This window comes from Pseudomonas batumici, assembly GCF_036585405.1.
In the GTDB taxonomy this organism is placed as follows: Bacteria; Pseudomonadota; Gammaproteobacteria; order Pseudomonadales; family Pseudomonadaceae; genus Aquipseudomonas; species Aquipseudomonas batumici.
In genome coordinates, this window is the sequence record NZ_CP144470.1 from 1535164 (window position 1) to 1559387 (window position 24224).

General features: G+C 62.6%; 25 protein-coding genes and 2 tRNA genes. 8 read left to right on the forward strand and 19 right to left on the reverse strand.

Annotated elements, in window-relative coordinates:
* Positions 1-7 precede the first annotated feature (7 nt).
* The 10 genes from NUH87_RS06670 to NUH87_RS06715 are packed head-to-tail and all read right to left on the reverse strand — an operon-like array spanning position 8 to position 12131.
* On the reverse strand, positions 8-787 hold the full coding sequence (locus NUH87_RS06670) for an outer membrane lipoprotein-sorting protein (RefSeq protein ID WP_040069577.1): 780 nt from the start codon (positions 785-787) through the stop codon (positions 8-10).
* Positions 784-3144, reverse strand: coding sequence for an ABC transporter permease (locus NUH87_RS06675; RefSeq protein WP_338525312.1), 2361 nt, complete (start codon positions 3142-3144; stop codon positions 784-786). Before NUH87_RS06675 ends, NUH87_RS06670 begins: the two co-directional genes overlap by 4 nt.
* Positions 3141-3827 carry an ABC transporter ATP-binding protein gene (locus tag NUH87_RS06680; protein ID WP_338525313.1) on the reverse strand — a complete coding sequence of 229 codons (687 nt, stop codon included), beginning with the start codon at positions 3825-3827 and terminating at the stop codon, positions 3141-3143. The genes NUH87_RS06675 and NUH87_RS06680 overlap by 4 nt, the downstream gene beginning before the upstream one ends.
* Positions 3828-3845: 18 nt before the next feature.
* On the reverse strand, positions 3846-4976 hold the full coding sequence (locus NUH87_RS06685; RefSeq protein WP_338525314.1) for a hypothetical protein: 1131 nt from the start codon (positions 4974-4976) through the stop codon (positions 3846-3848).
* Positions 4973-5428, reverse strand: a complete 456-nt coding sequence (locus NUH87_RS06690) for an SRPBCC family protein (RefSeq protein WP_338525315.1) — start codon at positions 5426-5428, stop codon at positions 4973-4975. The genes NUH87_RS06685 and NUH87_RS06690 overlap by 4 nt, the downstream gene beginning before the upstream one ends.
* Positions 5429-5444: 16 nt before the next feature.
* Entirely contained in the window at positions 5445-8054 is a 2610-nt protein-coding gene (locus NUH87_RS06695) for an aminotransferase class III-fold pyridoxal phosphate-dependent enzyme (protein WP_338525316.1), read from the reverse strand.
* Positions 8051-9091, reverse strand: coding sequence for a fatty acid desaturase (locus tag NUH87_RS06700; protein WP_338525317.1), 1041 nt, complete (start codon positions 9089-9091; stop codon positions 8051-8053). Before NUH87_RS06700 ends, NUH87_RS06695 begins: the two co-directional genes overlap by 4 nt.
* On the reverse strand, positions 9088-10110 hold the full coding sequence (locus NUH87_RS06705; RefSeq protein WP_338525318.1) for a hypothetical protein: 1023 nt from the start codon (positions 10108-10110) through the stop codon (positions 9088-9090). The genes NUH87_RS06700 and NUH87_RS06705 overlap by 4 nt, the downstream gene beginning before the upstream one ends.
* Positions 10111-10122: 12 nt before the next feature.
* Positions 10123-10389: a phosphopantetheine-binding protein gene (locus tag NUH87_RS06710; RefSeq protein ID WP_338525319.1), complete on the reverse strand. Its 267-nt coding sequence runs from the start codon at positions 10387-10389 to the stop codon at positions 10123-10125.
* 41 nt (positions 10390-10430) lie between these two features.
* Complete coding sequence (locus NUH87_RS06715) at positions 10431-12131, reverse strand: AMP-binding protein (RefSeq protein ID WP_338525320.1); 1701 nt, start codon at positions 12129-12131, stop codon at positions 10431-10433.
* A gap of 347 nt (positions 12132-12478) precedes the next feature.
* On the opposite strand from NUH87_RS06715, the gene NUH87_RS06720 reads away from it, so the two are divergent.
* Positions 12479-13351 carry an SPFH domain-containing protein gene (locus NUH87_RS06720; RefSeq protein WP_040069594.1) on the forward strand — a complete coding sequence of 291 codons (873 nt, stop codon included), beginning with the start codon at positions 12479-12481 and terminating at the stop codon, positions 13349-13351.
* 64 nt (positions 13352-13415) lie between these two features.
* Here the strand turns inward: NUH87_RS06720 and NUH87_RS06725 are convergent, their stop codons facing one another.
* The 4 genes from NUH87_RS06725 to NUH87_RS06740 all read right to left on the reverse strand — a co-directional run bounded on the left by NUH87_RS06725 (position 13416) and on the right by NUH87_RS06740 (position 15037).
* Positions 13416-13976, reverse strand: a complete 561-nt coding sequence (locus tag NUH87_RS06725; RefSeq protein WP_338525321.1) for an NADPH-dependent FMN reductase — start codon at positions 13974-13976, stop codon at positions 13416-13418.
* A gap of 128 nt (positions 13977-14104) precedes the next feature.
* A complete protein-coding gene (locus NUH87_RS06730; protein WP_338525322.1) occupies positions 14105-14371 on the reverse strand; it encodes a hypothetical protein in 267 nt (88 codons plus the stop codon).
* Positions 14372-14724: 353 nt separating this feature from the next.
* Positions 14725-14801 (reverse strand) — tRNA-Val (locus NUH87_RS06735).
* A gap of 159 nt (positions 14802-14960) precedes the next feature.
* A tRNA-Val gene (locus NUH87_RS06740) sits at positions 14961-15037 on the reverse strand.
* Positions 15038-15223: 186 nt separating this feature from the next.
* Between NUH87_RS06740 and NUH87_RS06745 the strand changes: the two genes are divergently transcribed.
* Positions 15224-16507 (forward strand): FAD-binding oxidoreductase, encoded by a 1284-nt coding sequence (locus NUH87_RS06745; protein ID WP_338525323.1) that lies wholly within the window; start codon positions 15224-15226, stop codon positions 16505-16507.
* 28 nt (positions 16508-16535) lie between these two features.
* On the opposite strand, the gene NUH87_RS06750 is transcribed toward NUH87_RS06745, so the two are convergent.
* Positions 16536-17222, reverse strand: coding sequence for a PA2778 family cysteine peptidase (locus tag NUH87_RS06750; RefSeq protein WP_338525324.1), 687 nt, complete (start codon positions 17220-17222; stop codon positions 16536-16538).
* Positions 17223-17453: 231 nt separating this feature from the next.
* Here NUH87_RS06750 and NUH87_RS06755 point away from each other — a divergent pair, with 231 nt between their 5' ends.
* Positions 17454-17621, forward strand: coding sequence for a hypothetical protein (locus NUH87_RS06755; protein WP_338525325.1), 168 nt, complete (start codon positions 17454-17456; stop codon positions 17619-17621).
* A 70-nt stretch (positions 17622-17691) separates the two neighbouring features.
* Here the strand turns inward: NUH87_RS06755 and NUH87_RS06760 are convergent, their stop codons facing one another.
* Entirely contained in the window at positions 17692-18441 is a 750-nt protein-coding gene (locus NUH87_RS06760) for a TerC family protein (protein WP_338525326.1), read from the reverse strand.
* Between the two features lie 135 nt (positions 18442-18576).
* Between NUH87_RS06760 and nhaR the strand changes: the two genes are divergently transcribed.
* Positions 18577-19482, forward strand: coding sequence for a transcriptional activator NhaR (gene nhaR / locus NUH87_RS06765; RefSeq protein ID WP_338525327.1), 906 nt, complete (start codon positions 18577-18579; stop codon positions 19480-19482).
* Here the strand turns inward: nhaR and NUH87_RS06770 are convergent.
* Both NUH87_RS06770 and NUH87_RS06775 read right to left on the reverse strand, forming a co-directional pair.
* Positions 19479-20633 (reverse strand): MFS transporter, encoded by a 1155-nt coding sequence (locus tag NUH87_RS06770; RefSeq protein WP_338525328.1) that lies wholly within the window; start codon positions 20631-20633, stop codon positions 19479-19481. The genes nhaR and NUH87_RS06770 overlap by 4 nt on opposite strands.
* Positions 20634-20795: 162 nt before the next feature.
* Positions 20796-21305, reverse strand: coding sequence for a DUF1993 domain-containing protein (locus NUH87_RS06775; protein WP_338525329.1), 510 nt, complete (start codon positions 21303-21305; stop codon positions 20796-20798).
* A gap of 130 nt (positions 21306-21435) precedes the next feature.
* Between NUH87_RS06775 and NUH87_RS06780 the strand changes: the two genes are divergently transcribed.
* Entirely contained in the window at positions 21436-22083 is a 648-nt protein-coding gene (locus tag NUH87_RS06780) for a YceH family protein (RefSeq protein WP_338525330.1), read from the forward strand.
* A 15-nt stretch (positions 22084-22098) separates the two neighbouring features.
* Here the strand turns inward: NUH87_RS06780 and NUH87_RS06785 are convergent, their stop codons facing one another.
* The gene (locus NUH87_RS06785; protein ID WP_338525331.1) at positions 22099-22917 is read right to left on the reverse strand and encodes a shikimate 5-dehydrogenase; all 819 of its coding nucleotides are present in this window, start codon (positions 22915-22917) and stop codon (positions 22099-22101) included.
* Positions 22918-23172: 255 nt separating this feature from the next.
* Here NUH87_RS06785 and NUH87_RS06790 point away from each other — a divergent pair, with 255 nt between their 5' ends.
* From NUH87_RS06790 to NUH87_RS06800, 3 genes are all read left to right on the forward strand, one after another.
* Positions 23173-23508, forward strand: a complete 336-nt coding sequence (locus NUH87_RS06790; protein WP_338525332.1) for a hypothetical protein — start codon at positions 23173-23175, stop codon at positions 23506-23508.
* Between the two features lie 218 nt (positions 23509-23726).
* Positions 23727-23921, forward strand: a complete 195-nt coding sequence (locus NUH87_RS06795; protein ID WP_040069612.1) for a hypothetical protein — start codon at positions 23727-23729, stop codon at positions 23919-23921.
* Positions 23922-24034: 113 nt separating this feature from the next.
* Positions 24035-24217: a hypothetical protein gene (locus NUH87_RS06800; RefSeq protein ID WP_338525333.1), complete on the forward strand. Its 183-nt coding sequence runs from the start codon at positions 24035-24037 to the stop codon at positions 24215-24217.
* Positions 24218-24224: the final 7 nt, after the last annotated feature.

Genomic DNA, 24224 nt, shown 5'->3' on the forward strand with positions numbered 1-24224 from the left:
ACTCGGATCAATGTTCGGTGCGCAGGGCACGCTGGGTGAAATTGGCCTCGGCGATGCCGGGATTGATGCTGACCTTCTCGACGATCATCCGCGTACTCTTGTTCGCGGCCAGGTTGAACATGGTCTGCGCGGTCGGTCGGCTGAAACCGCCCACCACCTGCAGGCCATCGGTCTTGAGCTGCTTGACCAGCGTGCCCTGGGCATCGAAGTAATCGATCTGCACCGGGTAGCGGCTGCTCTCCTCCAGGTAGTAGACCTTGCGCGAATAGCCCGAGATGCGCGCCTCTTCGGTCTGCGCGCGGGCTTCGATCCGGCGACAGGCCGGCCAGCTCAGGCAGGGTTCGGGCTTGCCCAGGCTGGCGAACTGGTAGCTGGCCAGCTTGTAGTCCTCGAAATCCTCGTAGGTGAAGTCGGTGCCCATGAACCAGTTCTGTTTCTGCGAACCGGCCAGGCGCCGCAGGTTCTTGGTCGAGGGGGTGTAGGACCAGATATCGTTGGTCGCCGCACCGCTGTCCTCGATCAGCAGCGCGACGTTCTTCACCGCCGCCGGCGCCGTGAAGCGCACCAGCGTACCGGTGCGGTCGCTCATGCGCTTGTCCAGCCGCGTGAGTTGGCGGGTGAACGTCAGGTGGTCGGCCTCGAACAGCTCCATGCGGTAGTCGATCTGTTCATCCTGGGCCTTCATGCGCCGGTCGGAGTCCTGCATGATCGACAGGGCATCGTCGGCCAGCGCCGGCCAGGAACAGGTCAGCAACACGGGTAAAACGGCAAGCAATCGGCGAGTCATCCAAAATTCCTGAGTTTGAGGGTGTCGACCGCGGGGATGCGCAACACATGGCGAATGGCGGGCATCGCCGCGAAGGGAATGATCAACAGGGCGGGCAGGATCACCCGCAGGAAATCGCTCGAGGCCGGGTCGGTGTTGATCTTGAACCAGACATCGGTCAGGCGATGGTTGAGCACCGCGCCCAGGCCGTAGCCCAGGGGAATGGCCACCAATCCGGCCACCACGGCGATGCTGAAGGTTTCGCAGAGCATGATCAGCGACACGTTGCGGTCGCTGAAACCGAGGATGCGCAGCACCCCGTATTCGCCGCGTCGACCGACAATGCTGAAGTTCATGCTGGTCACGGCGAACAGCAAGGCGATCGCGATGCTCATCAGCGCCGAGATATGGATGATCACCCAGATATGCGAGCTGATTTCCAGGATGGCGGCGACGATGTCCTGCTTGGAGGTCACCCGCACCACACCCGGCACGGCATAGATCCGCGCGTCTTCCAGGCCCGTCGCACCGGTGTCGACCAGATAGGCCCCGGTGAACTGTTCATCCAGCGCCAGCATGCGCCGGGCGTAGTCCTTGCTGGTGATCACCTCGCCCGGCAAAGCCCCGGAGAACACCCCGACGACCCTCGCCTGATAGTCGTTGCCGCGGACCTTGAGGGTCAGCCGGTCACCGGGACCGACACCCTGGGCAATCGCGATGCGCCGCTCGATCACCACGGCATCGCGATCGCCGTCCAGCAGCATGCGGCCTTGCATCAGGTTGACATGGCGCACGCCGTCGGCCGGCTCGATCCCCAACAGGCTGGCATTGTCCAACCGTCCGCGGCCACTGACCTGGGCGCCGCCCTTGACGAAGGTCGACCAGCGACTGCCCGGCGCCAGCGCCTGCAGACGGGCGATATCCTCATCCCACCACGGCACATCCAGGTCGACCACGCGGCTCCAGTTGTCGCGCTCGACGTTGTTGATGGCGGTGCGTTCCATGGAGGTCAGGGAAATGTAGAAGGCGATGGTGATCGCGATGCTCGCCGCCATGGCGAGCACCGTCACCAGGCTGATGCGCCAGCTGCGCAGCAGGTTGCGCAAGGAGTAACGGAACCAGAACGGGCCGCCGATATGCCGCAAGCAGGCGACCATGCGCTGGGCCAGGGGCTGCTCCTGGCCGGCGCCGACGTCGCGCAGGGCGTCCATCGGCGTGATGCCCAGGATCGAACGCATGGGCAGGTACATGCCCAGGGCCACGGTGCCGCACAGCACCAGGCCGGCGCGCCACAGATAAGGCAGCTGGAACATCAAGTGCGGTTTCGGCATGCCGATGGCCCGCGCGTAGTTCAGGCCGAACGCGTACATGTCGAACAGGGCGAAGCCGCAACCGAGCAGCAGCGCCGCCGCGATCAGCATCAACGCCGGCAGGCTGTAGGCGCAGGCGACCTGCCGACGGGTATAGCCGAGGGTGAGGAACATGGCGATCAGTGGCCGCTCTTCCTTGGCCCACTGGTACATCAGGAAGAACACCACCAGGGTCGACGACAGGGCGAAGATCAGCACCACCGTGGGCAGGAACACCTTGAAGGTGTTGAGGTCCAGCTCGAGGAATTTCTGGCTGAACTGCTCCTGGCGCGGCAGCACATAATCGACCGCCAGGCGGGTCTGTGCCCGCTCGGTCACGGCCTGCTTGATCCGGCCCAGGTCGGCATCCGCCGACAGGCCGAACAGCAGGCTGTTCACCGCGGCGAAGCCCAACTGTTGGCGCATCAGCGCCTGGTCGGCGAACACCACGCACAACGAACCGTTGCTTGGCACATAGACGCTGGGATTCAACGGCGCCACCAGGTATTCCGGGCTTTCGACGATGCCGACGACCTCGACCGGGTAATCGGCATGGCCGGAAACGAAATTGAACCGGTCCCCTACCCGCTTGCCATGGAACTCGGCACAGTTGCGCTCCAGCACCACGCCGGCGGCATCCTGCGCCTCAGGCAAGCGGCCGTCGAGCACTTTGAGCCGGTTGACCGTGGAGAAATCCTGCGCCGGCGAACTGATCATCAGCGCCGCCACCGGCTGCTCGCCGCCCAGCGGCACCAGCCCGGGCATCAACAGCCGCGGGTAGGTGGCGCTCACCCCGGGGATGTCGTCGAACGTCGGCAGGTTGATCTGCTCGTCCGGGGCGAAGATCACTTCAAACCCGGCCATCGAGGCCGACGACTGGATGTCTTCCACGGTATTGAACAGGCTGTCGATCGCCGAGTAGGCGCCCACCAGCACGCCGAAGGTCGAAGCGCAGATCAAGGCGATGGTCAGCAGCCGGTAACGAATGACCAGGATCGAACGCAGCACATGCCGGACCAGCATATTCATTGGGCGGCCCTGTGCAGGTGACCGGAACGCATTTCGTAGACCTGGTCGGCATGCTGCCCCAACGCCGGGTTGTGGGTGACGATCACCACGGTCACCTGTTTCTCTTCCTGCATCTGGCGCAGCAACTCGAACACCCGCATCCCGGTGTCCTCATCCAGGCTGCCGGTCGGCTCGTCGGCGAGGATCAGTTGCGGTTCCTTGATCAGCGCACGGGCAATCGCCACGCGCTGCTGCTGCCCGCCGGAGAGCTTGGCGGGAAACTTCTCGGCGTGCTCCAGCAGCCCGACCTTGTGCAGGTACTCTTCGGCCCGCCGATGGTCCTGGGCGGTGACCGTGCGGATCGGCTCCAATCCGGTCAACACGTTTTCCTTGACCGTCAGCGTCGGGATCAGGTTGTGGAACTGGAAAATGAACCCGACCCGCTCGGCGCGAAAGCGCGTCAATGCGGCAAAGTCCATCGAGTCGAGCAGTGCATCGCCGACCCGGACCCGGCCCTCGTCGACCCGGTCCAGGCCGCCGAGGATGTTGAGCAACGTGGTCTTGCCCGAACCCGAGATGCCGCGGATCACGGTCATGCTGGCCCGCGCGATATCCAGGTCGATATGGTTGAGCACCAGGCTGCGACCGTCGCCGCTGGGGTAATACTTCTTCAGTCCCGCGAGGGAAATCAGGGGTGTATCCATCCGGTTTGCAACTCCGTTTCAGAGCGATGTTTCAACGAGATCGAGCCCGAACACGCCATAGCGCTTGGTCCGGCGCATGCCCAGGTTGCGCGCCAGCACATAGCTGGAAGGATTGCGGTCATCGATCCACATGGTGTCCAGGCGGCCGAAGCGCGGTTCGGCATAACGCCCGATCTCGTCGCCGATCAAGCGGCCCAGGCCACTGCCCTGCACGCTGGGATCGGCACCGATCAGCGCGATCACCGCGCCATCGACGCCGCGTTTGTAGCGTCCCAGCTTGAGCAGGTCGAACAGCCCCAGGCTGCCCTTGAGCTTGTCGAGGATCTGGTTGAGGTCCGGCAGGATCAGGAAAAACGCCACGGCACGCCCCTCGAGCTCGATCAGCTTGATGCCCTCCAGGTCGATGAAGGTCTTGACGCTGTCGATCTGGAACTTGAAGCTCGCCGCGGAAATCGGCGCCACCTCGTAGTTCTCCGCAAATGCGCTGTTGAACAGGCAACGGACTTCATCGAGGTTGTCGCGCAAATCGGCGCGGGTGGCGGTGCGCACGCTGAACTGGCTGCCCGGCATCACCCGGTCGCTGCGACTGGCCTTGCGCCGTACCCGGTACTGCTCGGCGGTCACGCCATAGGTGCTGAAGGTAAAGGCCAGCTCGAAGCCCAGTTGCTTGAGGGTGTCGGCGTACCAGAGCGGGTTGTAGGTTTGCAGCAGCGTCGGCGCACGTCCGTCGATATTCTCCAGCAGCAGCGCCGCGTCCTGGGTCGAGGTGTAGCTGTAGGGCCCCAGCAGGCGGGACTTGCCGCGTGCCCTGGCCCAGTTGCCCACGGCCTCGAACAAGGCGCGGGAAACCGCAGGATCCGGCGCGACCTCGAAGAAACCGAAGAACACATGCTCATCGCCAAAACGCTCGTTGTAGGCGGCATGGATACTCACGCTGATCCGGCCCTGCACCTGCCCCTGCGCATCCACCGCGAGGAAATGCTCGATCTCGGCTTCGCGGAAAAACGGGTTGTGCCGCGGCGAAAGCAGGCGCTTCATGTCACTGCGCAGCGGCGCAATCCACAACGGGTCATCGGCATACAACCGAAACGGCAACTCGATGAACTGCTTCAGGCGCTTGGGGCTGTCGACGGTTTGAATGCTGATCATGCGACGACGTCCAACAACTGTTGCATGTTGCGATGGCGCGCCTCGAAGATGCGGTTCATGTAGGCATTGACGAACAGCCGCTCCAGCAGTGCGCCGCCGATGGCCCGGTAGGTGACCCGGTCGGTGTAGAGCGTGCCGCCTTCGGCAGGCTTGACCAGGTGCTCATGGCGAAACGCACTGAGCGGCCCCTTGACCATCTCGTCGATGAAGTGCTGGTTGTCCTTGACCTCGCGAATGCGCACGGTCCAGTTGGCCGGAATGAAACCGAACATCCAGTGCCGGAAGCGGAACTCGCGCCCCTGCTCGATCCGCAGGTCGGCGATGTCGATCTTGCCCAGCGGCGTGACAGGCTCCGGGAAGATCTTCGGGAAGTTGGCCCCTTCCAGGCAGAAGTCGAACACTTCGGCGCAACTGCGCCCCTTGATCAATGTGGTCTTTTCCAATACGGGCATGTGGCGTGCTCTCTCTTCAAATGGGTTCGGCGACCGGCTGGAAACGTTCGGCGTAACGTTTCCAGGCCTGTGGGTCCAGGGCCTTGTCGAAACTGCGCAAGCCCGCCAGCTTGAAACCGTGGCGCCCCGCCAGGCCTTCGATCAGCTCGAGGTCTTCATTGCTCAGGTCCAGTCCCAGGCTGGCATGACGCCATTCGCCCTCGAGGGCGAGCATCATGGTCTCGGCCATGCAGGCATAGGCCAGGTCGTCGGGGATCCCGTAGCGCGAACCCAATCGCGCGTCGCCCGGCATCTCGACGATGCCACCGTCGAGCACCAGCACATCGGGCCGGCGGGCCGCGATGTCCTGGCTGACATTGGCCGGCCGCGAGATGTCGCAAAGGATGGTGCCGACGGCGATATCGTCGGCACTGATGAAACGCTCGGCGCTGTTGGTCGCGATCAATACCAGGTCAGCATCCGCCAGCGACTGCTGGACATCGTTGCTCCACTTGAGCGGCGTCTGGCTGCCGTTTTCGTCCAGCAGCGCACGGCCCAGTTCGGCGGCGTCCTGCCCCTCCAGACGCCGGGCAATCGCCGCCAGGACACTGCCTTGCGCCGCAACGCTCTGCGCGCCATAGGCCACCAGTTGGGTGATCACCGAGGCGAAGCGCGGCGTATTGAAGCGAGCACTCTTGGGGTTGCCGACCAGGGTCAACTGGCCGGCCTGGCCGGCGATCAGCCGGGCAATGGCCGAACCGATGCTGCCGGTGGCGCCGATGACCGCGACCCGCATGTCCTGCATGCGCCGCCCGGTCAGGTGCACCGCACGACAGGCGGCCTCGACCGCCGTGAGCAAGGTGTAGGTGTTGCCCGTGGTCAGGGGGATGCCCTTGTCCAGCAGACGCAGGCCGCCGCCGGTGACGATCGAGGTATGCCCGCCCAGGCCCACCAGCTTGGCACCGCGCCCCTTGGCCATGTCGATGGCCTGGCCGATCAGGGCACAGGACTCTTCCACCGGCATCGCCGCCATCTGCGCCGCTGAACGCGGCACCATGATCAGGTCGCCGCTGACCTTGCGGCCGGTGGCCGGCGAAGTCAGTTCGACCGTGGAAACGAAAAACGGATCGAGCAGCGGGTTGAGACGCTCCTCGAGCAGTTGCAGGGAATGGCGCGAGTAATGACTGAGGCTTTCATCGAACTCGGCGTAGTTCTCCAGTTCCAGCGGATGGAGGATGAAGGCGAAATGATCGTCAGCGACCGGCTCGTCGAAGCGTGCCGAGTGCAACGGCAGGTCGTCGGGACCCGGGGAGCCGGCATCGGCCTCCAGCAGGTGCGCGAGCAAGGTGCCGGTGCGACCTTCGGCCACCAGCTGCAGGGTCCGCGCCAGGGCCTGCAGGAAGTGTTCGCACTCGGCGCGTCCGGCAATCAGCGGCGGCTCCACGCGCATGACGCTGGCGCCATTGAGCGTCGGTGCCACCCGCACGCCTTCGACATTCAACAGGTAGCTGGCCAGCACCGGGACCAGGCTTTCCTGTTCGCCCATGATGCCGGTGAAGCCGCCGTGAAACTGCGGGTAATGGCTACGGTCGAGGGTGAACTCGATGCCGATCAGGTAACCGGCGCCCCGCACCTCGCGGATGAAGCTCGGGTAACGCTGCGCCAGTCCCTGCAGTTGCTCCAGCAGATAAGTGCCGTTGTCCCGGACGTTGTCCAGCAACTCGGGCTGGTCGCGCAACAGGTCCAGCACCTTCAGGCCGATACGGCAGGCCAGGGTGTTGCCGCCGAAGGTCGAGGAGTGTTTGTTCTGGAAGTCTTCGCTATAGGCGCTTTCGGCCAGCAGGCAGGCACCGATCGGCATGACCCCGCCACCCAGGGCCTTGGCCAGCAGCAGGCAGTCGGCCTGCACCCCTTCGCTTGCGAAGAGCTTGCCGGTACGCCCGAGCCCGGTCTGCACCTCGTCGATGATCAACAGCGTTCCGTGGCGGTCACACGCCGCGCGAACGGCCTGGAGGTAATCGGCCGGCGGCAGGTTGATGCCGCCCTCGCCCTGGATCGGCTCGACGATGATCGCGGCATAGGCGCCCGGATAGCGCTGCAATTGCGCTTCGATGGCCTGGATGTCGCCGTAGTCGACAAAGTCGAAACCCGGCAGCGGTGCCTGGAAGCCTTCCTGGTATTTATCCGAGCCGGTGGCGGACAACGCGCCCAGGGTCTTGCCGTGGAAGCTGTGGTGCGTCGACAGGATGCGCTTGCGCCCGGTCTTCACCAGGCAGGCTTTCAACGCCGCCTCGACCGTCTCCGCCCCGCTGTTCTGGAAGGTCACGCTGCGGTACTTGCCCGGCGCCAACTCCAGCAGGCGCTGGGCCAACAGGCCACTGGCCGCCAGGCATGAGGGCTGGACGAAGATCGGCTCGCGGCTGTGCTGGAAGCTCGCCAGCTCCGCCAGCAATGCGTCCGGACTGTGGCCGAAGGGCAACGCCCCATAGGCTCCGAGGAAATCCAGATAGGCCCGCCCTGGCGCGTCATACAGATAGCAGCCCTCACCGCGGACAAAGGTCTTGTCGAGCCCGACCCGGCGGATCAGTTCGCCGATGGCCGGATTGACATGCTGTTCGAAGGGACTGATGGCTTGCCAGCGGCTCATGAAGGATTCTCTGTCGGGAAGGAAATGGAAGTCGGTGCCGGGTGCGCCGAAGCGGTCTGCCGGTACAGGTCGGCGGCCACGCCGTCTGCCGCCATGACCCGCTCATGGGCGGTCTTGAGCGCGTGATAGGGCAACGCCGGGAACAGGTGGTGCATCGCGTGATAACGCTGGGCCAGGGGTTCGAACAACTCGATCCAGCCGCCCTGGCGGGCATGGGTGGTGGAGTCGCTCAATTGCCATTGCAGTGAGACGGGATGACCGGGCGAGGCGTAGCGGTGCGCCAACCAGGTGCGGAACATATTGATGAACAGCACGCCGTAGATCACCGCGAGGAACCAACCGATCCGCTCCCAGGGCAACCACGCACTGCCCGCGGTGACCACCAGGGTCCAGGCATACAGGCTGGTCAGGCCTTCGAGCAGGCGGTTGTAAGCCTGGCGGGCGGACAGCCGCGCCGGGTTGTTGCGGTAAGCGGCATGCAAGGTCACGGCGCTGTAGCGCTCGACCACCAGCCGCCGCAACGCCGGCAGGCACCAGGACAGCGGACCGACCAGGGCGAAGCGCACCCACAGCAACAACGGGGTCAACAGCGTGCCCAGCGCCAAGGTCACCATGCTGCTGGCGAAGCGCTGTTCGAACGGCAGGTATTCCGGGTCCTGGCGGGTACCGTAGCGGGCCAGCGTGTGATGATCCATATGGCTGAGGTAGAGGAACGACGGCAGCAACAAGGGGATGCCACAGGTCAGGTTCCACGCCAGGTTGAATCCGCGCACCGCGCGCCTGGGCATATGGCTGAGCTCATGGATGAACATCGCGCAGCGATACAGGGTGAAGACCGCCACCAGGTAGCACCCGGCCTGAAGCCACGGGCTGGCAATCTCCAGCAAGGACAATGCCGCCCAGAAAGCCGCGATGTTCACCCCGAAGTCCAACCAGTAGCGCCAGGGCTGATGAGGGCGCAGGTCTTCGACCAGCGGGCGCAGGGACTCGATAAAGCCGCGCTCGCCCTGCCCGCTCGCTGCCGGTTCGCGTTTCAAGGACGTTTCCAAATCACACCGTCCAGATAGAAGTGGTGGAGAACGACGATCAAGGGCAGCAGGCCGACCGAAGGCATTTCCAGGCTCAGGACCAACAGGCTGGCCATCCCGAGGCTGGCGAACCAGATCCAGGGCCGCTCGCCCATCTGCCTGACCCAGCGATGGCCGGTGCCCAGCAGACCCGCCGGCACCGGCTGGTCGCTGGTCCTGCGCAAACCGGCCTGCACGGTCGAGGCGCAGACCAGGTGGTATTGCAAGGCATGGATGCTGGTACCGATCAGGATCAGCGCGTAAAGATCGCCCACCAGCAGGTAGGCCGCGTTGTACAGCCCCAGCGAGACCGCCAGCATCACCAGCACGAACCTGGGCAAGGCCTCGCCGCGCAGGCCCTGGCGCCATTGCATGACGATGAAGCGCAGGGTCACGACGGCGAACACGGCATAGGCCAGGACGGCCCAGATCGGCCCGATCGGTGGCGTGGGGATGGTGATATTGGCGAAGGGCAACGCCTGCCCGAAGAGCCGGTAGTCACCGAAATGAAAGCCGCCATGGCTGATCCGGTACAACAGGGGCGCGGCGAAACCGGCCAGCACCATCGTACGGATCGGCGTGGTCGAATGCCGGTAGCCGGACTTGCGCGCATACAGCGCGGCGACGCCGAAATGTTGCTTACACACGTGATACGGTTGCCAGTACACCCAGATCGCCACCAGCCAGGCAAAGGCACCGAACGCATAAAGCCCGAGACACAGGGCACTGATCAGCCCCAGGCTGGCCCAGAAGCGCACCTTGTGTCGCTGGTATTCCAGCGGTTCGGCGAGCAGCCGCACGTGGGTGTGCAGCACATGGGGCACATCCAGGAACAGGGCGAACAGCAAGGCACCGATCAGAAAGGCCGGACCGTGCAGGATCGCCAGCAACAAGGCCACGGAAATCAGCGGCCCACCGATCAGGATGGCCAAGGTATCGGCCCTGGCACTGAGGAACCAACCAGGCGCTTTATTGGGAATACTGGACATGTTCGCCGCCCCTCAGATGGCTGGAGACAGCTCGTATACGTTCGCCTCGTCGAGCAGTTCCGCCAGCTCGCCCAAGGTGGTCAGACCGTCGATGGGCTCGGCCGGAATGCTCATCTCCAGGCGCCCGCGCAGCTCGGAGAGCAAGGTCAGCTGGCTGAGGGAGTCCAGGCCCAGATCGAGCAAGGCGTCATCGGGTTGCAAGGGCAAACTGCTCAAATGGGCCGGCAGAATGCCTTGCAGCGAAAGACTACGAATCGTCTGGCAAATAACGTCGAACACAAGTGCTCCTTGCACGCATGCAATCCGTGCGGCTGGGTGGGTTAAACGGAAAGAGGGGTCTGGGTTGCGGCGACGCTGCTCAACTCGCCACCGAGGTAGCGTCGACAGAGGGCCTGGCGTTGAATCTTGCCGCTGGTGGTCCTGGGGAAATCCGCGCGCCGGATCAGCACCAGGTCATCGACCTGGACACCCGCATGCCGGACCGCCGTACGGGCCACCTCGCGACGCAGATCGTCCAGTTCGCGTCCGGCCAGCGCGTTGCTCGCCATGACCACCACCACGCTCTCCCTGGCCAGGCGACCGTCGATGCAGGAAAAGGCGGCGACCGAGCCCGCGGCCAGCCCAAGCGAGCTTTCCAGGGCCCATTCGATGATCTGCGGGCTGACGTTCACGCCGGCGCGCGTGATGAGGTCCTTGGTGCGCCCGGTGATATAGATTTCGTCGTCGAGCAGGAAGCCCAGGTCGCCGGTGCTGTACCAGTCGCTGCCCTGGCGACGTACCGGCTCGACCTTCAGGTACTGGCTGATCACCGAGCTTCCGCGAATTTCGATATGACCCAGGCTACCCTCGCCCAGCGCGAGCCCGTGCTCATCGGCGATGCGCAACTCGACCCCATCGACCACCTTGCCGTTACCCAGGTACGCGGCGGAACCGGGAGCCCCTTCGCCCAGCTCGATGACTTCTCCGAGGGCATGCAAGGCGCGGGTATCCAGCCAACGTACGCGCAGCGACTGCCCCGGCGGATTGAGGGAAACCGCCACCACGGCTTCGGCCATGCCATAGGCCGGTTGCAACACCCCGGACTGCAGGCCATGGCAGGCGAATGCGCTTTCGAATTGGCGCAGATGGTCATGGAACACCGGCTCGGCCCCCACCCAGGCGTAACGCCAGGCGGACAGATCCAGCTCACCGTCACGCACCCGCCCCGCCAGGCGATTGAGCAAGGCAAAGGCCGATGTCGGCGCCGGCGACAAGGTGCCTTTATAGCGCGATAGCGCCTGCAGCCAGGCGAGCGGTTGCCGGGAGAATTCACGCGTCGGCATCAGGACCAGATCGATGCCGCACCACCAGGCCAGGGTGATCGCCGACAGGCCCATATCGTGGTGCAACGGCAGCCAGCTGACCATCCGGTCGCTCGGGTTGACCGCGACCCGTTCGGCAATCGCCTGGCAATTGGCACTGAGCATTGCCTGGCTGATGCACACGGCCTTGGGCAGTCCGGTGCTGCCGGAAGTGAACTGCAGAATGGCCAGGTCGGCGGGGACACAACGCGCTGGCTCATGCAGCGCTGGCCCGCTGCCAAGTGCTTCGCCCAGCGCGACATCCGTCAGGACCCGGCTCGCCCACTCCCGGGACAACTGTTGCCGGACAGGCTCACTGGCGAGAATCAGGGCCGGCTCGATCAACTCGAGCATGCCATTCAAACGACCGTCATCGGGCTTGCCGGAAGACGTGCCCAGTTCATGGGGCAGCAGGGAAATGGCCAGGCCTTCGGCCCAGGCCGCCAGTGTCATCGACAGCACGTCAAAGCCGGACGCCAAGGCAATGGCAACCACCTGCCCACGCTGGAGGGCACGTTGACGCAGCACGCTGCGCACTTGCGCAACGCGCTCGAGTAATTCGCAGTGGTTGATCGAGACAGCCGCATCCTGCGTCAGAACAGTCGTTTGACGAGAATGAGAATGGGTAGCGAATTTTTCGAACAGACACAAACAGGTAGGCTGGACTATTCCATTAGCCATTTTTGTCGCTCCTTGACACAGGCCGCGCAATCTACAGATTGTCCGACAATGGGTCAATATGGCTTTTCAATATCACCAAAAAAAATGACTGCCAGGTCACGGTGGCCCAGACGGGATAGCCCGCCGACGACGGTTTGCGCTCTGGTCTGAGAGTGGTTTCTCAGAATGAGACCGGTCAAATGGTTATCATGTCGGGCCGCCGACAAGGGCGGCCCGACAGGTGTCCGGGACCATTGCGGTCAGCGAGACCGCCTGCGAAACCATTGGCCATGTTAACGGGGAGCAGTCCCTGAACACGCCGGCAGCGCGTCCAGGGATGGCTTGCCCGTTCATCAAAGGAACGAAATATGACCCGTAATATGATCGGCAGCGCGGTGGGTGGTGCAGCTGCATTGATCCTGCTCATCGTGTTTTTTGGCAGTTGGTACACCGTGGATGAAACCGAGCGCGGCGTGCTCCTGAGAAACGGCGCGCTCGTCGGCGTGGTGGACCCGGGACTGTCGTTCAAGACGCCGTTCATTGAAACGGTGAAGCTGATCAGCACCCAGAGCCAGGTATCCGCGTACGAAAACCTCCAGGCCTACAGCAAGGACCAGCAATCGGCGCAGCTCAAGGTCTCGGTCTCCTGGCACGTCGCACCCTCCGATGTCGCCAAGGTGTACACCCAGTTCAAGGATATCGAGGGCATCCGCGACCGCCTGATCAGTCGTCAGGTACCGACCCAGGTCGAGAACGTCTTCGGCCAGTTCAACGCCGTGGCCGCCGTGCAGAACCGCGTCCAGCTGGTCAGTGACATTTCCATGGCGATCAAGGCGGCGATCACAGGACCAGTGATTATCGACAGCGTGCAGGTCGAGAACATCGACTTCAGCGACGCCTATGAGAAAGCCATCGAGGCGCGCATGGCCGCCGAAGTCCAGGTCAAGACCCGCGAACAGCAACTGGCGACCGAACAGGTCCAGGCGCAGATCCGCGTGACCCAGGCACAAGCCGAAGCCGATGCGCAACTGGCGCAGGCCAAGGCCGATGCCCAGGCCACCGAACTGCGCGGTCGGGCCGAAGCCGAGGCGATCAAGGCCCGGGCCCAGGCGCTGGCGAGCAACCAGAACCTGGTGGAGTTGACCAAGGCGGAGCGTTGGAACGGCGTGCTGCCGACAACAGTGCTGCCAAGCGGCTCCCTGCCCTTCATCGATGCCCGGCAGGACCGCAAGTCCGACTGACTGCAGGAGCAGGCCTGCTCGCGATGGGCGTCAAGGATGACGCCCTCAGGCTCATCGCGAGCCATCAGACGTCGACCGGCTGCTTCTCCGGGACCCGACTTTTCTCATCGATCCAACCCTTGAAGGCTTCCAGGGCTGAAACGATTTGCCGGCGAATCTGCGGGTCCGCGGCAATCTCCGCCTCCCCCATCTCTTTAGCCAGCAAATTCACCGTAATCGATGCCGATTCGACAAGATTCGCCGACATCGTATCCAGCACCAGCCTGAGCGCCGCCTGCGCATGACTCGCCCGTGGCGATGCATTGAACAGCGCCACCGGCTTGCCGGGAAACTCGTGACTGGCAACGAGCCAATCCAGCGCGTTCTTGAACGATCCCGGAATGCCGCGCGCATACTCAGGGCACGAAATCAGGATGCCATCCACCCGACCGATCCGCTCGCGCAACGCCACAACGATCGCCGGAGGATGGTCAGCCAAGTCCGGGTCGAAATGAGGTAGCTGCCCCACCTCCAGATAATGCTGGATCGACACCCCCTCAGGACTGAGTCTCTCGGCGGCGCGCAGCAGCGAGCCGTTTGAAGAGGCTGCCCGAAGGCTCCCGGAAATTGCCAGTATCCGTACCATTGATATCCCCGCTACAACCAAAACGCCCTGGAAAGAAAAGCCCGCTCAATGGCGGGCGCTTGGAAACTCAGCACTCATGAGCGCATTGTCCGGGAGTCCACGCATATCGGCCAGGGCTGAAACAGAGACTAGAGCTTTGCCCCCAAAGTTTGCAGCTTCAAGCCTGCACTGTCGGTATCCCTTGAGTCAGCGTCCTGCCTGCCTTCAATTTTTCTACCGAGATAATTGACCTCTGCCCTGAGCGCCTGCAACTCGGTCGTCGCTCGATCAAGCAGCTCACGATCAGATGGCACGGACAGCTCATTGGAAGCCCCCTGCTTGCGACCGCGATAAATGGCAACGGTCATCAGCAGAACGATACCCGCCAGCCAAAGGAGAACGATTGTGGCTTTCACTGCCCCACCTCCTGTATTGCACACACATAAGAGAAGACAAAACAAAAAAGACTCGTGATGAACAGCGTGACACTCAACAACTCTGCCCTGACGCCCACCACCTGAAGTCCATTGAGGGTGAATAAAAGCCCAGCGCTTGAGGCCGGATGTTCGGGAAAAGAGGGAGGAAGGTCAATCGACTGAATGTGTGGCGGTATTTCAAGAATGCTGCGGATCGACCGTCAAGCCGCCACAGATGACAGTCCAGCCAGTACGGATCTGATGAGCCGAGAACACTTGCTGAACCCAAGACGCAAAAAAGGGCCAATCTCTCGATTGACCCTTTCTGACCGCCCAGCAGAGCGGATTTTGTTTGGTAGGCGCGATTGGACTCGAACCAACGACCCCCACCATGTCAAGGTGGTGCTCTAACCAACTGAGCTACGTGCCTGCTGTGAGGCGGCATTCTACGGAATTTCGAAGGAGTGTCAACCCCTTTTCTTTCCGCTAAGCCTATGAATATGCGTATTTTTTAGTAAGCACCCGAAAACAAAAAAGGGCCAACCTCTCGGTTGACCCTTTCTGACCGCCCAGCAGAGCGGATTTTATTTGGTAGGCGCGATTGGACTCGAACCAACGACCCCCACCATGTCAAGGTGGTGCTCTAACCAACTGAGCTACGTGCCTGCTGTGGGGCGGTATTTTGCGGATTTTCTCGCGAGTGTCAACCCATTTATTTTGCTAACTCTTTGAATATGCATATTTTTTACTGAGTTCTGCAAACGCCGGCTTTTTCCCGGGGTGGCTGGCGGGGGTATTTCATCTAAGGTAGGATCAGGCCAATCGTAAAAAATATAAAACAGAGGTTGCAGGATGGCGAACACGCCCTACCCCCAGTCCTACTACGCCGCTTCGGCGAATCCGGTACCGGAACGCCCTGCCCTGCAGGATGACGTCACGACCGATGTGTGCGTGATCGGTGCCGGCTATACCGGGCTGTCCAGCGCACTGTTCCTGCTGGAGAACGGTTTCCGGGTCACGGTGCTGGAGGCCGCCAAGGTCGGTTTCGGCGCGTCGGGGCGCAACGGCGGGCAGATCGTCAACAGCTACAGCCGCGATATCGATGTCATCGAACGCAGCGTTGGCCCCAAGCAGGCCCAGTTGCTCGGGCAGATGGCCTTCGAAGGCGGTCGGATCATTCGCGAACGCGTGGCCAAGTACAATATCCAGTGCGACCTGAAGGACGGCGGTGTATTCGCCGCCATTACCAAGAAACAGATGGGTCACCTCGAATCCCAGAAGCGGCTCTGGGAGCGCTTCGGCCACACCCAGCTCGAACTGCTGGACGAGCGGCGCATTCGGGAAGTGGTCGGCTGCGACCAGTACGTGGGCGGCTTGCTCGACATGAGCGGTGGCCATATTCATCCGTTGAACCTGGCGCTGGGCGAAGCGGCCGCGGTCGAGTCGCTGGGCGGGACGATCTACGAGCAGTCTCCGGCGGTGCGCATCGAACGCGGCGCCAACCCCGTGGTGCATACGCCCCAGGGCAAGGTCAGGGCCAAGTTCATCATCGTCGCCGGCAACGCCTACCTGGGCAACCTGGTGCCGGAACTGTCCGCCAAGTCGATGCCCTGCGGCACCCAGGTGATCACCACCGAGCCCCTGGGCGATGCACTGGCCAAATCGCTGCTGCCCCAGGACTACTGCGTCGAGGACTGCAACTACCTGCTGGACTACTACCGTCTTTCCGGTGACAAGCGCCTGATCTTCGGCGGCGGCGTGGTGTATGGCGCACGGGACCCGGCCAATATCGAGGCGATCATCCGGCCGAAAATGCTCAAGGCCTTCCCGCAGCTCAAGGATGTGAAGATCGACTACGCCTGGACCGGCAACTTCCTGCTGACGCTGTCGCGCCTGCCGCAGGTCGGTCGTCTGGGCGACAACATCTACTACTCCCAGGGCTGCAGCGGTCACGGCGTGACCTACACCCACCTGGCGGGCAAGGTGCTGGCCGAGGCCCTGCGCGGCCAGGCCGAGCGTTTCGACGCCTTTGCCGACCTGCCGCACTATCCCTTCCCCGGCGGCCAGTTGCTGCGCACGCCATTTACCGCCCTGGGCGCCTGGTATTACACGCTGCGGGACAAGCTGGGGGTTTGAACACCCCAGCCTGTTGCAGACCTTGCCATCAATGTCCGACCAATGCCTTCGTGGCCTGGGCCGCCGCCTGCTCCTGACCGGCCTGGGCCAGGTCGTTGGCGGCTTTCAACCAGCGCTGCCGATCAACCTGCGCCGGCAATTGCGTCGGCGCCTGGACCAGCACCGCCCAACTGCCGGCATCCTTCCAGGCCGAAGCAAAGGCCGAGAACGTGATCAGCATCCGGCGATTCATACCCGAGCGCAGCAGGACGGTCTGTTTGCTCCGGTTGTAACCGACCAGTACCGCATAGCGCGGGGTCGACCACACCCGGCCCTCGTTGAACCGCACCAGCACCGGATACCCGGCCGCGACCTGAGCCAGCAACGCCGACAAGTCAGGATCCAGCGGGTACACCACCATGCCGTACTCACGCGCCAGGACCTGCATGTTTCGCTCAAGACCGTCCTCGGCGCCCGGCAATTTCAGCGGTTTCTCCAGCAACCCCGGCGTCACGCTGACGCCCTGCTGCGACAACATGCTGGCCAGGGCCATGGTGCCGCCTTGATAGGCTTCGCCACGGAAGAACGGCACGGCATTGAGTTCAACCCGCTCCGGCAGGCGCTGGACGTCCGGCGCAACACCGCCGGCACAACCGCCCAATCCCAGCAACAACGCGCCCACCAGCCACAAGCGCCGCCCCGGTACCCTTTGCAAACCTGTTGATCCCTTGAACATCTTCACTCTCTTGGTCAATCGCCAGGCCGCTCAACACCTGGCAGGGCCCCTGATCATAGGTCGCAGGTGAACAAGGGTATAGCCTTTCGTTGCAGATTGCCTGGCGCGATAGAGCGAAATGACTGCACCCCCACGACCTTTGGTCAATGGACTGCAACACAGCAACGTCTAGACTGGATTTGCAGGAAGACGGACGAAGTGAGTGAGCCCGAACGGGCGAAGGAGGCACTGATGAGCCTTGTAGCGATCATTGTACTGTTGGTGCTCGGCTGGGTAACCGTCGCGGCGGCCATGTTATGGGGAGTCCTGAGAGTCTCCCGTCGGCATCACACCCCTGCCCTGCCTGCGCAGCCCAAATCCAGCGAAAAGTCCCAGGCCCGTACCGCCACCGCCCACTGACGGTTTTTCACGAAAACGCCACGAAAAAGGCCGCCTGAACCCAGGCGGCCTTTTCATCATGCGGCCAGTATCAGGCTTCTGCCAGCTGACGCTTGTGCCGGGCACGTCGGGCCAGCATGTTCAAGCCTTCGATCACCGCGGAGAAAGCCATGGCCGCGTAGACATAGCCCTTGGGCACATGGGCACCGAAACCTTCGGCAATCAGTGTCATGCCGATCATGATCAGGAAGCCCAGCGCCAGCATCACCACCGTCGGGTTGTCGTGAATGAACTTCGCCAACGGCTCGGACGCCAGCAACATCACCAGGACCGCCACCACCACTGCGACCACCATGATCGGCAGATGCTCGGTCATGCCCACGGCCGTGATGATGCTGTCGATGGAAAAGACCATGTCGAGCATCAGGATCTGGCCGATCGCCGCTGCAAAACCAAGGGATACACCGGCGCTGCTGTCTTCGGCCTCCTTGGCCTCGGGGTCCATGCTGTGGTGAATCTCGGTGGTGGCCTTCCAGACCAGGAACAGGCCGCCGGCAATCAGGATCATGTCCTTCCAGGAGAACGCCTGGCCGAACAGCTCGATCACCGGCGCGGTGAGCTGGACGATATAGGCGATGGTGCTCAACAGGCCCAGGCGCAGGATCAGGGCCATGCCAATACCAATGCGCCGGGCCTTGGTGCGAAACTGCGCCGGCAGCTTGTTGGTCAGGATCGAAATGAAGATCAGGTTGTCGATGCCCAGCACGATTTCCATGATGATCAGCGTCGCCAGGGCAATCCAGGCGGTGGGGCTGACGGCGAGTTGCAACAGGTATTCCATGCTTCAGTCCTGATTCCGGGGTGAGGCGGCCACGTGCTGGCCCACCGATAGCAACGCATTCTAGGGAAGCAGACACTTCAGGAAAATTCGTATTTTTAAGCGCTATACTTCGGTTTTAACGAACTGATGCCCTCCATGCTCAACTATCGCCAGCTTCACTATTTCTGGGTCGTGGCCAGGACCGGCAGCATTGCCAGGGCCTGTGAGCAGTTGAACCTGACGCCGCAGACCATCAGTGGCCAGATCAGCCTGCTGGAACAGACCTTTGGCGTGGAGTTGTTTCGCAAGGCCGGGCGGCAACTGGAGCTGACCGAGGCCGGGCGCCGGGTCCTGCCCTACGCCGAACAGATGTTCCAACTGGGCAACGAACTGGAAGCCATGCTGCAGACCCAGCCGAACGAACAGCAGCGGCTGCTGCGGGTCGGGGTTGCGGATGTGGTGCCCAAATCCATCGTCTATCGCCTGATCGCGCCGACCATGGAGCTGGATGAGCCGATCCGTATCACCTGTCGCGAAGACAAGCTCGAACGCCTGCTCGCCGACCTGGCGATCCAGCGCCTGGACCTGGTGATTTCCGACAGCCCCATGCCCAGCCATCTGGACATCAAGGGCTACAGCCGGAAACTGGGGGAATGCGGGGTCAGCTTTTTTGCCACGTCCTCATTGGCAGCGCGGCATGCCGATGATTTTCCGCGCTGCCTGCACGGCGCACCGCTGCTGATTCCCGGGCAGGAAAGCGTGGTTCGCAGCCGCCTCCTGCGCTGGTTCGCCGAACAGCAACTGCATCCGAGGATAGTCGGTGAGTTCGACGACAGTGCCCTGATGCAGGCGTTCGGCCAATCCGGTAGCGGGATCTTCATCGCACCGAGCGTGATCGCCGAGGAAGTGTGCCGGCAGTACGGCGTCGAACTGATCGGCCAGACCGAGGCGGTGAGCGAGTCGTTCTACGCGATCTCGGTGGAACGCAAGGTCAAGCACCCCGGCATTGTCGCCATCACCGAGGGGGCTCGACGCGAGCTTTTTACAACGCTGGAGAACTAGGCGCAGACCGTACGGGATTTGGCCCCCATCAGCGCCAGCGCCAGCAGGATCGACAGCAGGATAAAGCCGGCGGCGGCAAAACCGAGGCTGCCCAGACCCAGGTTGTCGATCACCCGACCGCCGACCATTGCCCCCAGGCCAATCCCCAGGTTGCCACCGGCAATGTTCAGCGACGCCGCGAAGGCCGGCGCATGGGGCGCGGCCTTCATCAGGCGCACATGGCTGATCAGGAACAGGGCCGCCTGGGTCACGCCCCAGACGCCCAGGGCGGCCGCCAGGCCAAGGATAGAGTGAATGCTCGGCACCAGGGCCACCATGCCACCGATCATGAAGGCGCAGAACACCATCGAAGCGATCAGCGGATGGCGGTCGACCATGCGCCCGCCCAGGGAGTTGCCGATCAGCCCCACCGCACCGAAGCCCATCAGGCACCAGCCGACCACCGTACCGTTGAAACCGGCCAGGCGCTCGAGGATGTCGGCCAGGTAGGTGTAGGCCGTGAACATGCCGCAGAACACCAGGATCGACAGCAGCACATGGCCGATCATCAGCGGACGACGCAGGATGCCGAACTGCGAACGCAAGGACACTTGCTCCAGGTGCAGGCGCGTGGCCGGCAGGTAACGCCAGAGCAGCAGGGCCTTGACCAGGGCCACCCCCGCCAGGATCGCAAAGGCGCTGCGCCAACCCCAGGCGTCGGAGATCAAGGTGCCGACAGGAATCCCGAACACCGTCGCACAGACGATGCCGAAACCGATTTTCGCGATCGCACGCCCGGCGTAGTCGGGGCCAACGATGTCCACCGCCGTTTCACTGGCCAGGGCCCAGAAAACCGGAAGCCCCAGCGCCGGCAGCAGGCGGGCGATGGCCATGACGCCAATATTCGGCGCCAGCGCCGCCAGCGTGTTGGCCAGGCCGAACATCACCAGGATGCTGATGAACAGCCGCCGGCGTTCGAAACGCGAAAAGTACGCGGTCAGGAAGGGTCCAAACGCGGCGACGGTAAAGGCGAACAAGGTCACCAGCAAGCCCGCCTGGGGAATGCTGACGTCAAGGTCACGGGCAATCGACGGCAGCAGGCCGACAATGACGAACTCCGTCGTCAGCACGGTGAATCCGGCGGCTGACAACAGCAGGATGGGCAACAACATGAATCACTCCAGAAACGACAACGCCAGCGATAGCCCGAAGGCCCGCTGAATAAGAGGTGCAAACAGAGGGGAAGCGATCACTGTAACAGAAGGTTCGTGGCGAGCGGGCTTGCCCGCTCGCCACAAGATTACCGGTGAGTCAGAAGTGAACCGGCAACGAAATCAGAACGCGCCCATGTAGTCACGCTTGCCGATTTCCACGCCGTTGTGGCGCAGGATCGCGTAGGCAGTGGTCACGTGGAAGAAGAACTGCGGCAGGCCGTAGCTCAGCAGGTAGGCCTGGCCACTGAAGCGCTTCTCTTTCGGGGTGCCCGGACGGGTCACGATCTCGATGCCTTCGTTGCCGTCGATCTGTGCCGCAGTGATGCTGTCGAGGTGAGCCAGCACCTTGCTGATCAACGCCTGCAATTCGGCGAAGGTGGTTTCGGTGTCCGGGTAGGACGGCACTTCGATCTTGGCCAGACGCGAGGAAACGCCCTTGGCGAAATCGACCGCGATCTGCACCTGACGGTTCAGCGGGAACATGTCAGGGGCCAGGCGGGCTTGTACGAAAACGCTCGGATCGATGTTCTTCGCCGCCGCGTGGGCTTCGGCCTTGTTCAGAACGTCGCTCAAGGCATTGAGCATTTGTTTGAAAACCGGAATGGAAGCTGCGTACAGGGAAATGGTCATGAGGATCTCGCAGTGAAAATGGCAGGAGTGAAGCCGCACGATTATAGCCAGGGTGAAGCTCATCGCGGCTTGTCTTTTTACGGGTGAAGGCCCTACGCTGGTGACCTTTCTACGCAAAGGGAAACGCACAATGGGCAGCGAGCAAGAGACTTCCGTCGATCAACCCCAGTTGAACAGCACGGAAATTCGCATCCTGGGCTCCCTGATCGAAAAACAGGCCACCAGCCCGGAAACCTATCCCCTGACCCTCAATGCCCTGGTCCTGGCCTGCAACCAGAAAACCAGCCGCGAGCCCGTGACAAACCTCAGCCAGGGCCAGGTCGGCCAGAGCCTGCGAGCCCTGGAAGGCCGCGGCTTCACTCGCCTGGTGATGGGCAGCCGCGCAGACCGCTGGGAACACCGGGTCGACAAGACGCTGGAACTGGTGCCGGCCCAGGTCGTGTTGATCGGCCTGCTGTTCCTGCGGGGTCCACAAACGGTCAACGAACTGTTGACCCGCAGCAGCCGGATGCATGACTTCGAAGACAGCGAGCAGGTCGTGCACCAGCTGGAGCGCCTGATTGCCCGTGGCCTGGCCCTGCTGATTCCACGCCAGTCCGGGCAGCGGGAAGACCGCTACACCCACGCCCTGGGCGACCCGGCGGATATCGAGGCGATCCTCGCGGCCCGTCAGCAAGGACCGGAACGCAGTGCGAGCGGCGCCGTGTCCGTGGAGCGCATCGAAGAACTGGAAGCGCGGATCGCGGCGCTTGAAGAGCGTCTGGCACGATTGGAGTAACCCGCCCGCCGGTCTTCAACTGCGCGCAAACGCCACGGCTTTCTGGAACTGCTCCTCGCTGGGTCGCACACCGGTGTAGAGCACGAACTGTTCCAACGCCTGGATGGCAATGACCTCGAGCCCGGTGATCACATGCTTGCCCTGGGCCCTGCCCCGCAGAATCAGCGGGGTTTCCGAGGGCACCGCGACCACGTCGAACAGCGTCTCGGCGGCGTCCACCGCCGCGGCCTCGAACGCCAATTGATCCGCCTCCGGACCACCGCTCATGCCGATCGGCGTGACATTGACCAGCATCCGTGGGCGCAACGCCCCCAATTGCGCCTGCCATTCATAGCCGCAACTCTGTGCCAGCGCCCGGCCCGCCACTTCGTTGCGGGCCACTATCACGCCATTGCGGTAACCGCCGTCGCGCAGGGCCGACGCCACGGCCTTGGCCATGCCACCGCTGCCCCGCAGCGCAAAGGTGATCTCCTTGGGCACCGCATGGCTGTCGAGCAACTGTGCAATGGCGATGTAGTCGGTGTTGTAGGCCCTCAGGTAGCCGGCGGTGTTGACGATGGTATTGATGGACTGGATCGCCGCGGCGGACGCATCCAACTCATCCACCAGGGCGATGCACGCTTCCTTGAACGGCATCGACACCCCACAGCCACGAATGCCCAGGGCCCGGATCCCAGCGACCGCACCGGGCAGGTCCTGGCTGCTGAAAGCCTTGTAGTAAAAGTTCAGCCCTAGTTGTTCATAAAGGTGATTGTGGAAACGCAAGCCGAAATTCCCGGGGCGCCCCGACAACGACATGCACAATTGGGTGTCTTTGTTGGGGTTCATCTGCATGTTTCATCTCCTGAAGGGTGTTTCGGACAAATGGGATTAGGCATTTACCCAACTTTCGTCGATCATAGACGCCCGCTGCAAGGCTCTGGCACCTGCCTCGGACAGCTGTATGGAAGCCACGCCAGGAACCTTACATAAAATTTACTCAACGACTTCGCAGTTTTTCAAAAAGTCGTTGTCATAGAAGTATCCCCGCGACAGTCCTTGAGTCTATTGCAGACAACAAGCGCTGGGGTTGGAACCCGAGGAATAATCATGATTCGTACAATCCCCAAGATAGCCTTGCTCGTTGGTGCACTCGCTGTCGCAGGTCAGGCCTCTGCCCACGGCGGCAACTGGGTCGGCCCTGCCTTGTTGGGTGGCGTGATCGGCGGAGCCATCGTCGGTTCGATGGTAAGCCGCCCGGCCTACGTCGAGCAGCCGGTGTATGTACAACCGGCTCCGGTCTATGTCCAACAGCCGCCTCCGGTCTATGTCCAACCCGCACCGGTCTATGTCCAGCCGGCTCCCGTCTACGTCCAGGGCGGCTACTATGGCCGTCCGGTGTACTACGAACACCGGCATCATTGGCACGACGGCCCACGCTGGTAATCGACAGTCGCAATACCCAGGCCCTGCTCGCAAGAGTGGGGCTTTTTTTGCGATGTCTGAATTACACCATCAAAGGTCGCAGGCAAGACAACCACGCGCCCTCGATAAAAGGCATGATGTAACCTGTCGTCGCCCAGGACGGGCGTTAATACGATTGTCATATTTATGCCATACCTGATCAGCAAGATCAGGCTAAATGATAAGAACAAGGACGAGCCATGCCTACGCAGCACCCACATCGCACCGCTGGACTCTGCACCTCGAGCAAGGTCTATAGCGCCCTCACCGAACTCAAGCAGCTCGAAGGCCACCGCACGGCCAAATTTCTCTCGTTGCTGGCCGAAAACCTGGTCCGCAAGGGGCTGCTCAATGAGCAGGAAGTGCTGAAGATGCTGGATCAGGTCGTCGACTGACGTCCCCCTCTTTACCGCCTGTCGATCTCGTCGATGTCCACTATCGAGCGCGATGATTTTCCTCGAACACGGTCGGGCCTATAAGGTAGCTCCATAGATCGATGGAGGTCCTCATGGCCAAGATTCAAATCATGTCCGTTATCGGCAGCGCCGTTCCCGCCTCGCTCAGAGAGCTGGGCCTGCTCGCCTGCTGGTACCTGGTCCGAGACGGTGTCCCGGTCAGCGGACCGTTCACCTCGCTGCCGGCGGCCAAGGCTTCGTCGCAAAGCCTGGACCTGCATGCCCTGAGCGCCTGACCGCGCC

What these genes read in the sequence shown, in the direction of transcription:
- NUH87_RS06780 (WP_338525330.1), top strand. Translation starts at nt 21,436, where the DNA reads ATGGGCAGCGAGCAAGAGACTTCCGTCGATCAACCCCAGTTGAACAGC.
- NUH87_RS06775 (WP_338525329.1), bottom strand. Translation starts at nt 21,305, where the DNA reads ATGACCATTTCCCTGTACGCAGCTTCCATTCCGGTTTTCAAACAAATG.
- NUH87_RS06745 (WP_338525323.1), top strand. Translation starts at nt 15,224, where the DNA reads ATGGCGAACACGCCCTACCCCCAGTCCTACTACGCCGCTTCGGCGAAT.
- NUH87_RS06795 (WP_040069612.1), top strand. Translation starts at nt 23,727, where the DNA reads ATGCCTACGCAGCACCCACATCGCACCGCTGGACTCTGCACCTCGAGC.
- NUH87_RS06705 (WP_338525318.1), bottom strand. Translation starts at nt 10,110, where the DNA reads ATGTCCAGTATTCCCAATAAAGCGCCTGGTTGGTTCCTCAGTGCCAGG.
- NUH87_RS06715 (WP_338525320.1), bottom strand. Translation starts at nt 12,131, where the DNA reads ATGGCTAATGGAATAGTCCAGCCTACCTGTTTGTGTCTGTTCGAAAAA.
- NUH87_RS06675 (WP_338525312.1), bottom strand. Translation starts at nt 3,144, where the DNA reads ATGAATATGCTGGTCCGGCATGTGCTGCGTTCGATCCTGGTCATTCGT.
- NUH87_RS06670 (WP_040069577.1), bottom strand. Translation starts at nt 787, where the DNA reads ATGACTCGCCGATTGCTTGCCGTTTTACCCGTGTTGCTGACCTGTTCC.
- NUH87_RS06750 (WP_338525324.1), bottom strand. Translation starts at nt 17,222, where the DNA reads ATGTTCAAGGGATCAACAGGTTTGCAAAGGGTACCGGGGCGGCGCTTG.
- nhaR (WP_338525327.1), top strand. Translation starts at nt 18,577, where the DNA reads ATGCTCAACTATCGCCAGCTTCACTATTTCTGGGTCGTGGCCAGGACC.
- NUH87_RS06755 (WP_338525325.1), top strand. Translation starts at nt 17,454, where the DNA reads ATGAGCCTTGTAGCGATCATTGTACTGTTGGTGCTCGGCTGGGTAACC.
- NUH87_RS06785 (WP_338525331.1), bottom strand. Translation starts at nt 22,917, where the DNA reads ATGCAGATGAACCCCAACAAAGACACCCAATTGTGCATGTCGTTGTCG.
- NUH87_RS06800 (WP_338525333.1), top strand. Translation starts at nt 24,035, where the DNA reads ATGGCCAAGATTCAAATCATGTCCGTTATCGGCAGCGCCGTTCCCGCC.
- NUH87_RS06790 (WP_338525332.1), top strand. Translation starts at nt 23,173, where the DNA reads ATGATTCGTACAATCCCCAAGATAGCCTTGCTCGTTGGTGCACTCGCT.
- NUH87_RS06690 (WP_338525315.1), bottom strand. Translation starts at nt 5,428, where the DNA reads ATGCCCGTATTGGAAAAGACCACATTGATCAAGGGGCGCAGTTGCGCC.
- NUH87_RS06680 (WP_338525313.1), bottom strand. Translation starts at nt 3,827, where the DNA reads ATGGATACACCCCTGATTTCCCTCGCGGGACTGAAGAAGTATTACCCC.
- NUH87_RS06695 (WP_338525316.1), bottom strand. Translation starts at nt 8,054, where the DNA reads ATGAGCCGCTGGCAAGCCATCAGTCCCTTCGAACAGCATGTCAATCCG.
- NUH87_RS06720 (WP_040069594.1), top strand. Translation starts at nt 12,479, where the DNA reads ATGACCCGTAATATGATCGGCAGCGCGGTGGGTGGTGCAGCTGCATTG.
- NUH87_RS06725 (WP_338525321.1), bottom strand. Translation starts at nt 13,976, where the DNA reads ATGGTACGGATACTGGCAATTTCCGGGAGCCTTCGGGCAGCCTCTTCA.
- NUH87_RS06760 (WP_338525326.1), bottom strand. Translation starts at nt 18,441, where the DNA reads ATGGAATACCTGTTGCAACTCGCCGTCAGCCCCACCGCCTGGATTGCC.
- NUH87_RS06685 (WP_338525314.1), bottom strand. Translation starts at nt 4,976, where the DNA reads ATGATCAGCATTCAAACCGTCGACAGCCCCAAGCGCCTGAAGCAGTTC.
- NUH87_RS06770 (WP_338525328.1), bottom strand. Translation starts at nt 20,633, where the DNA reads ATGTTGTTGCCCATCCTGCTGTTGTCAGCCGCCGGATTCACCGTGCTG.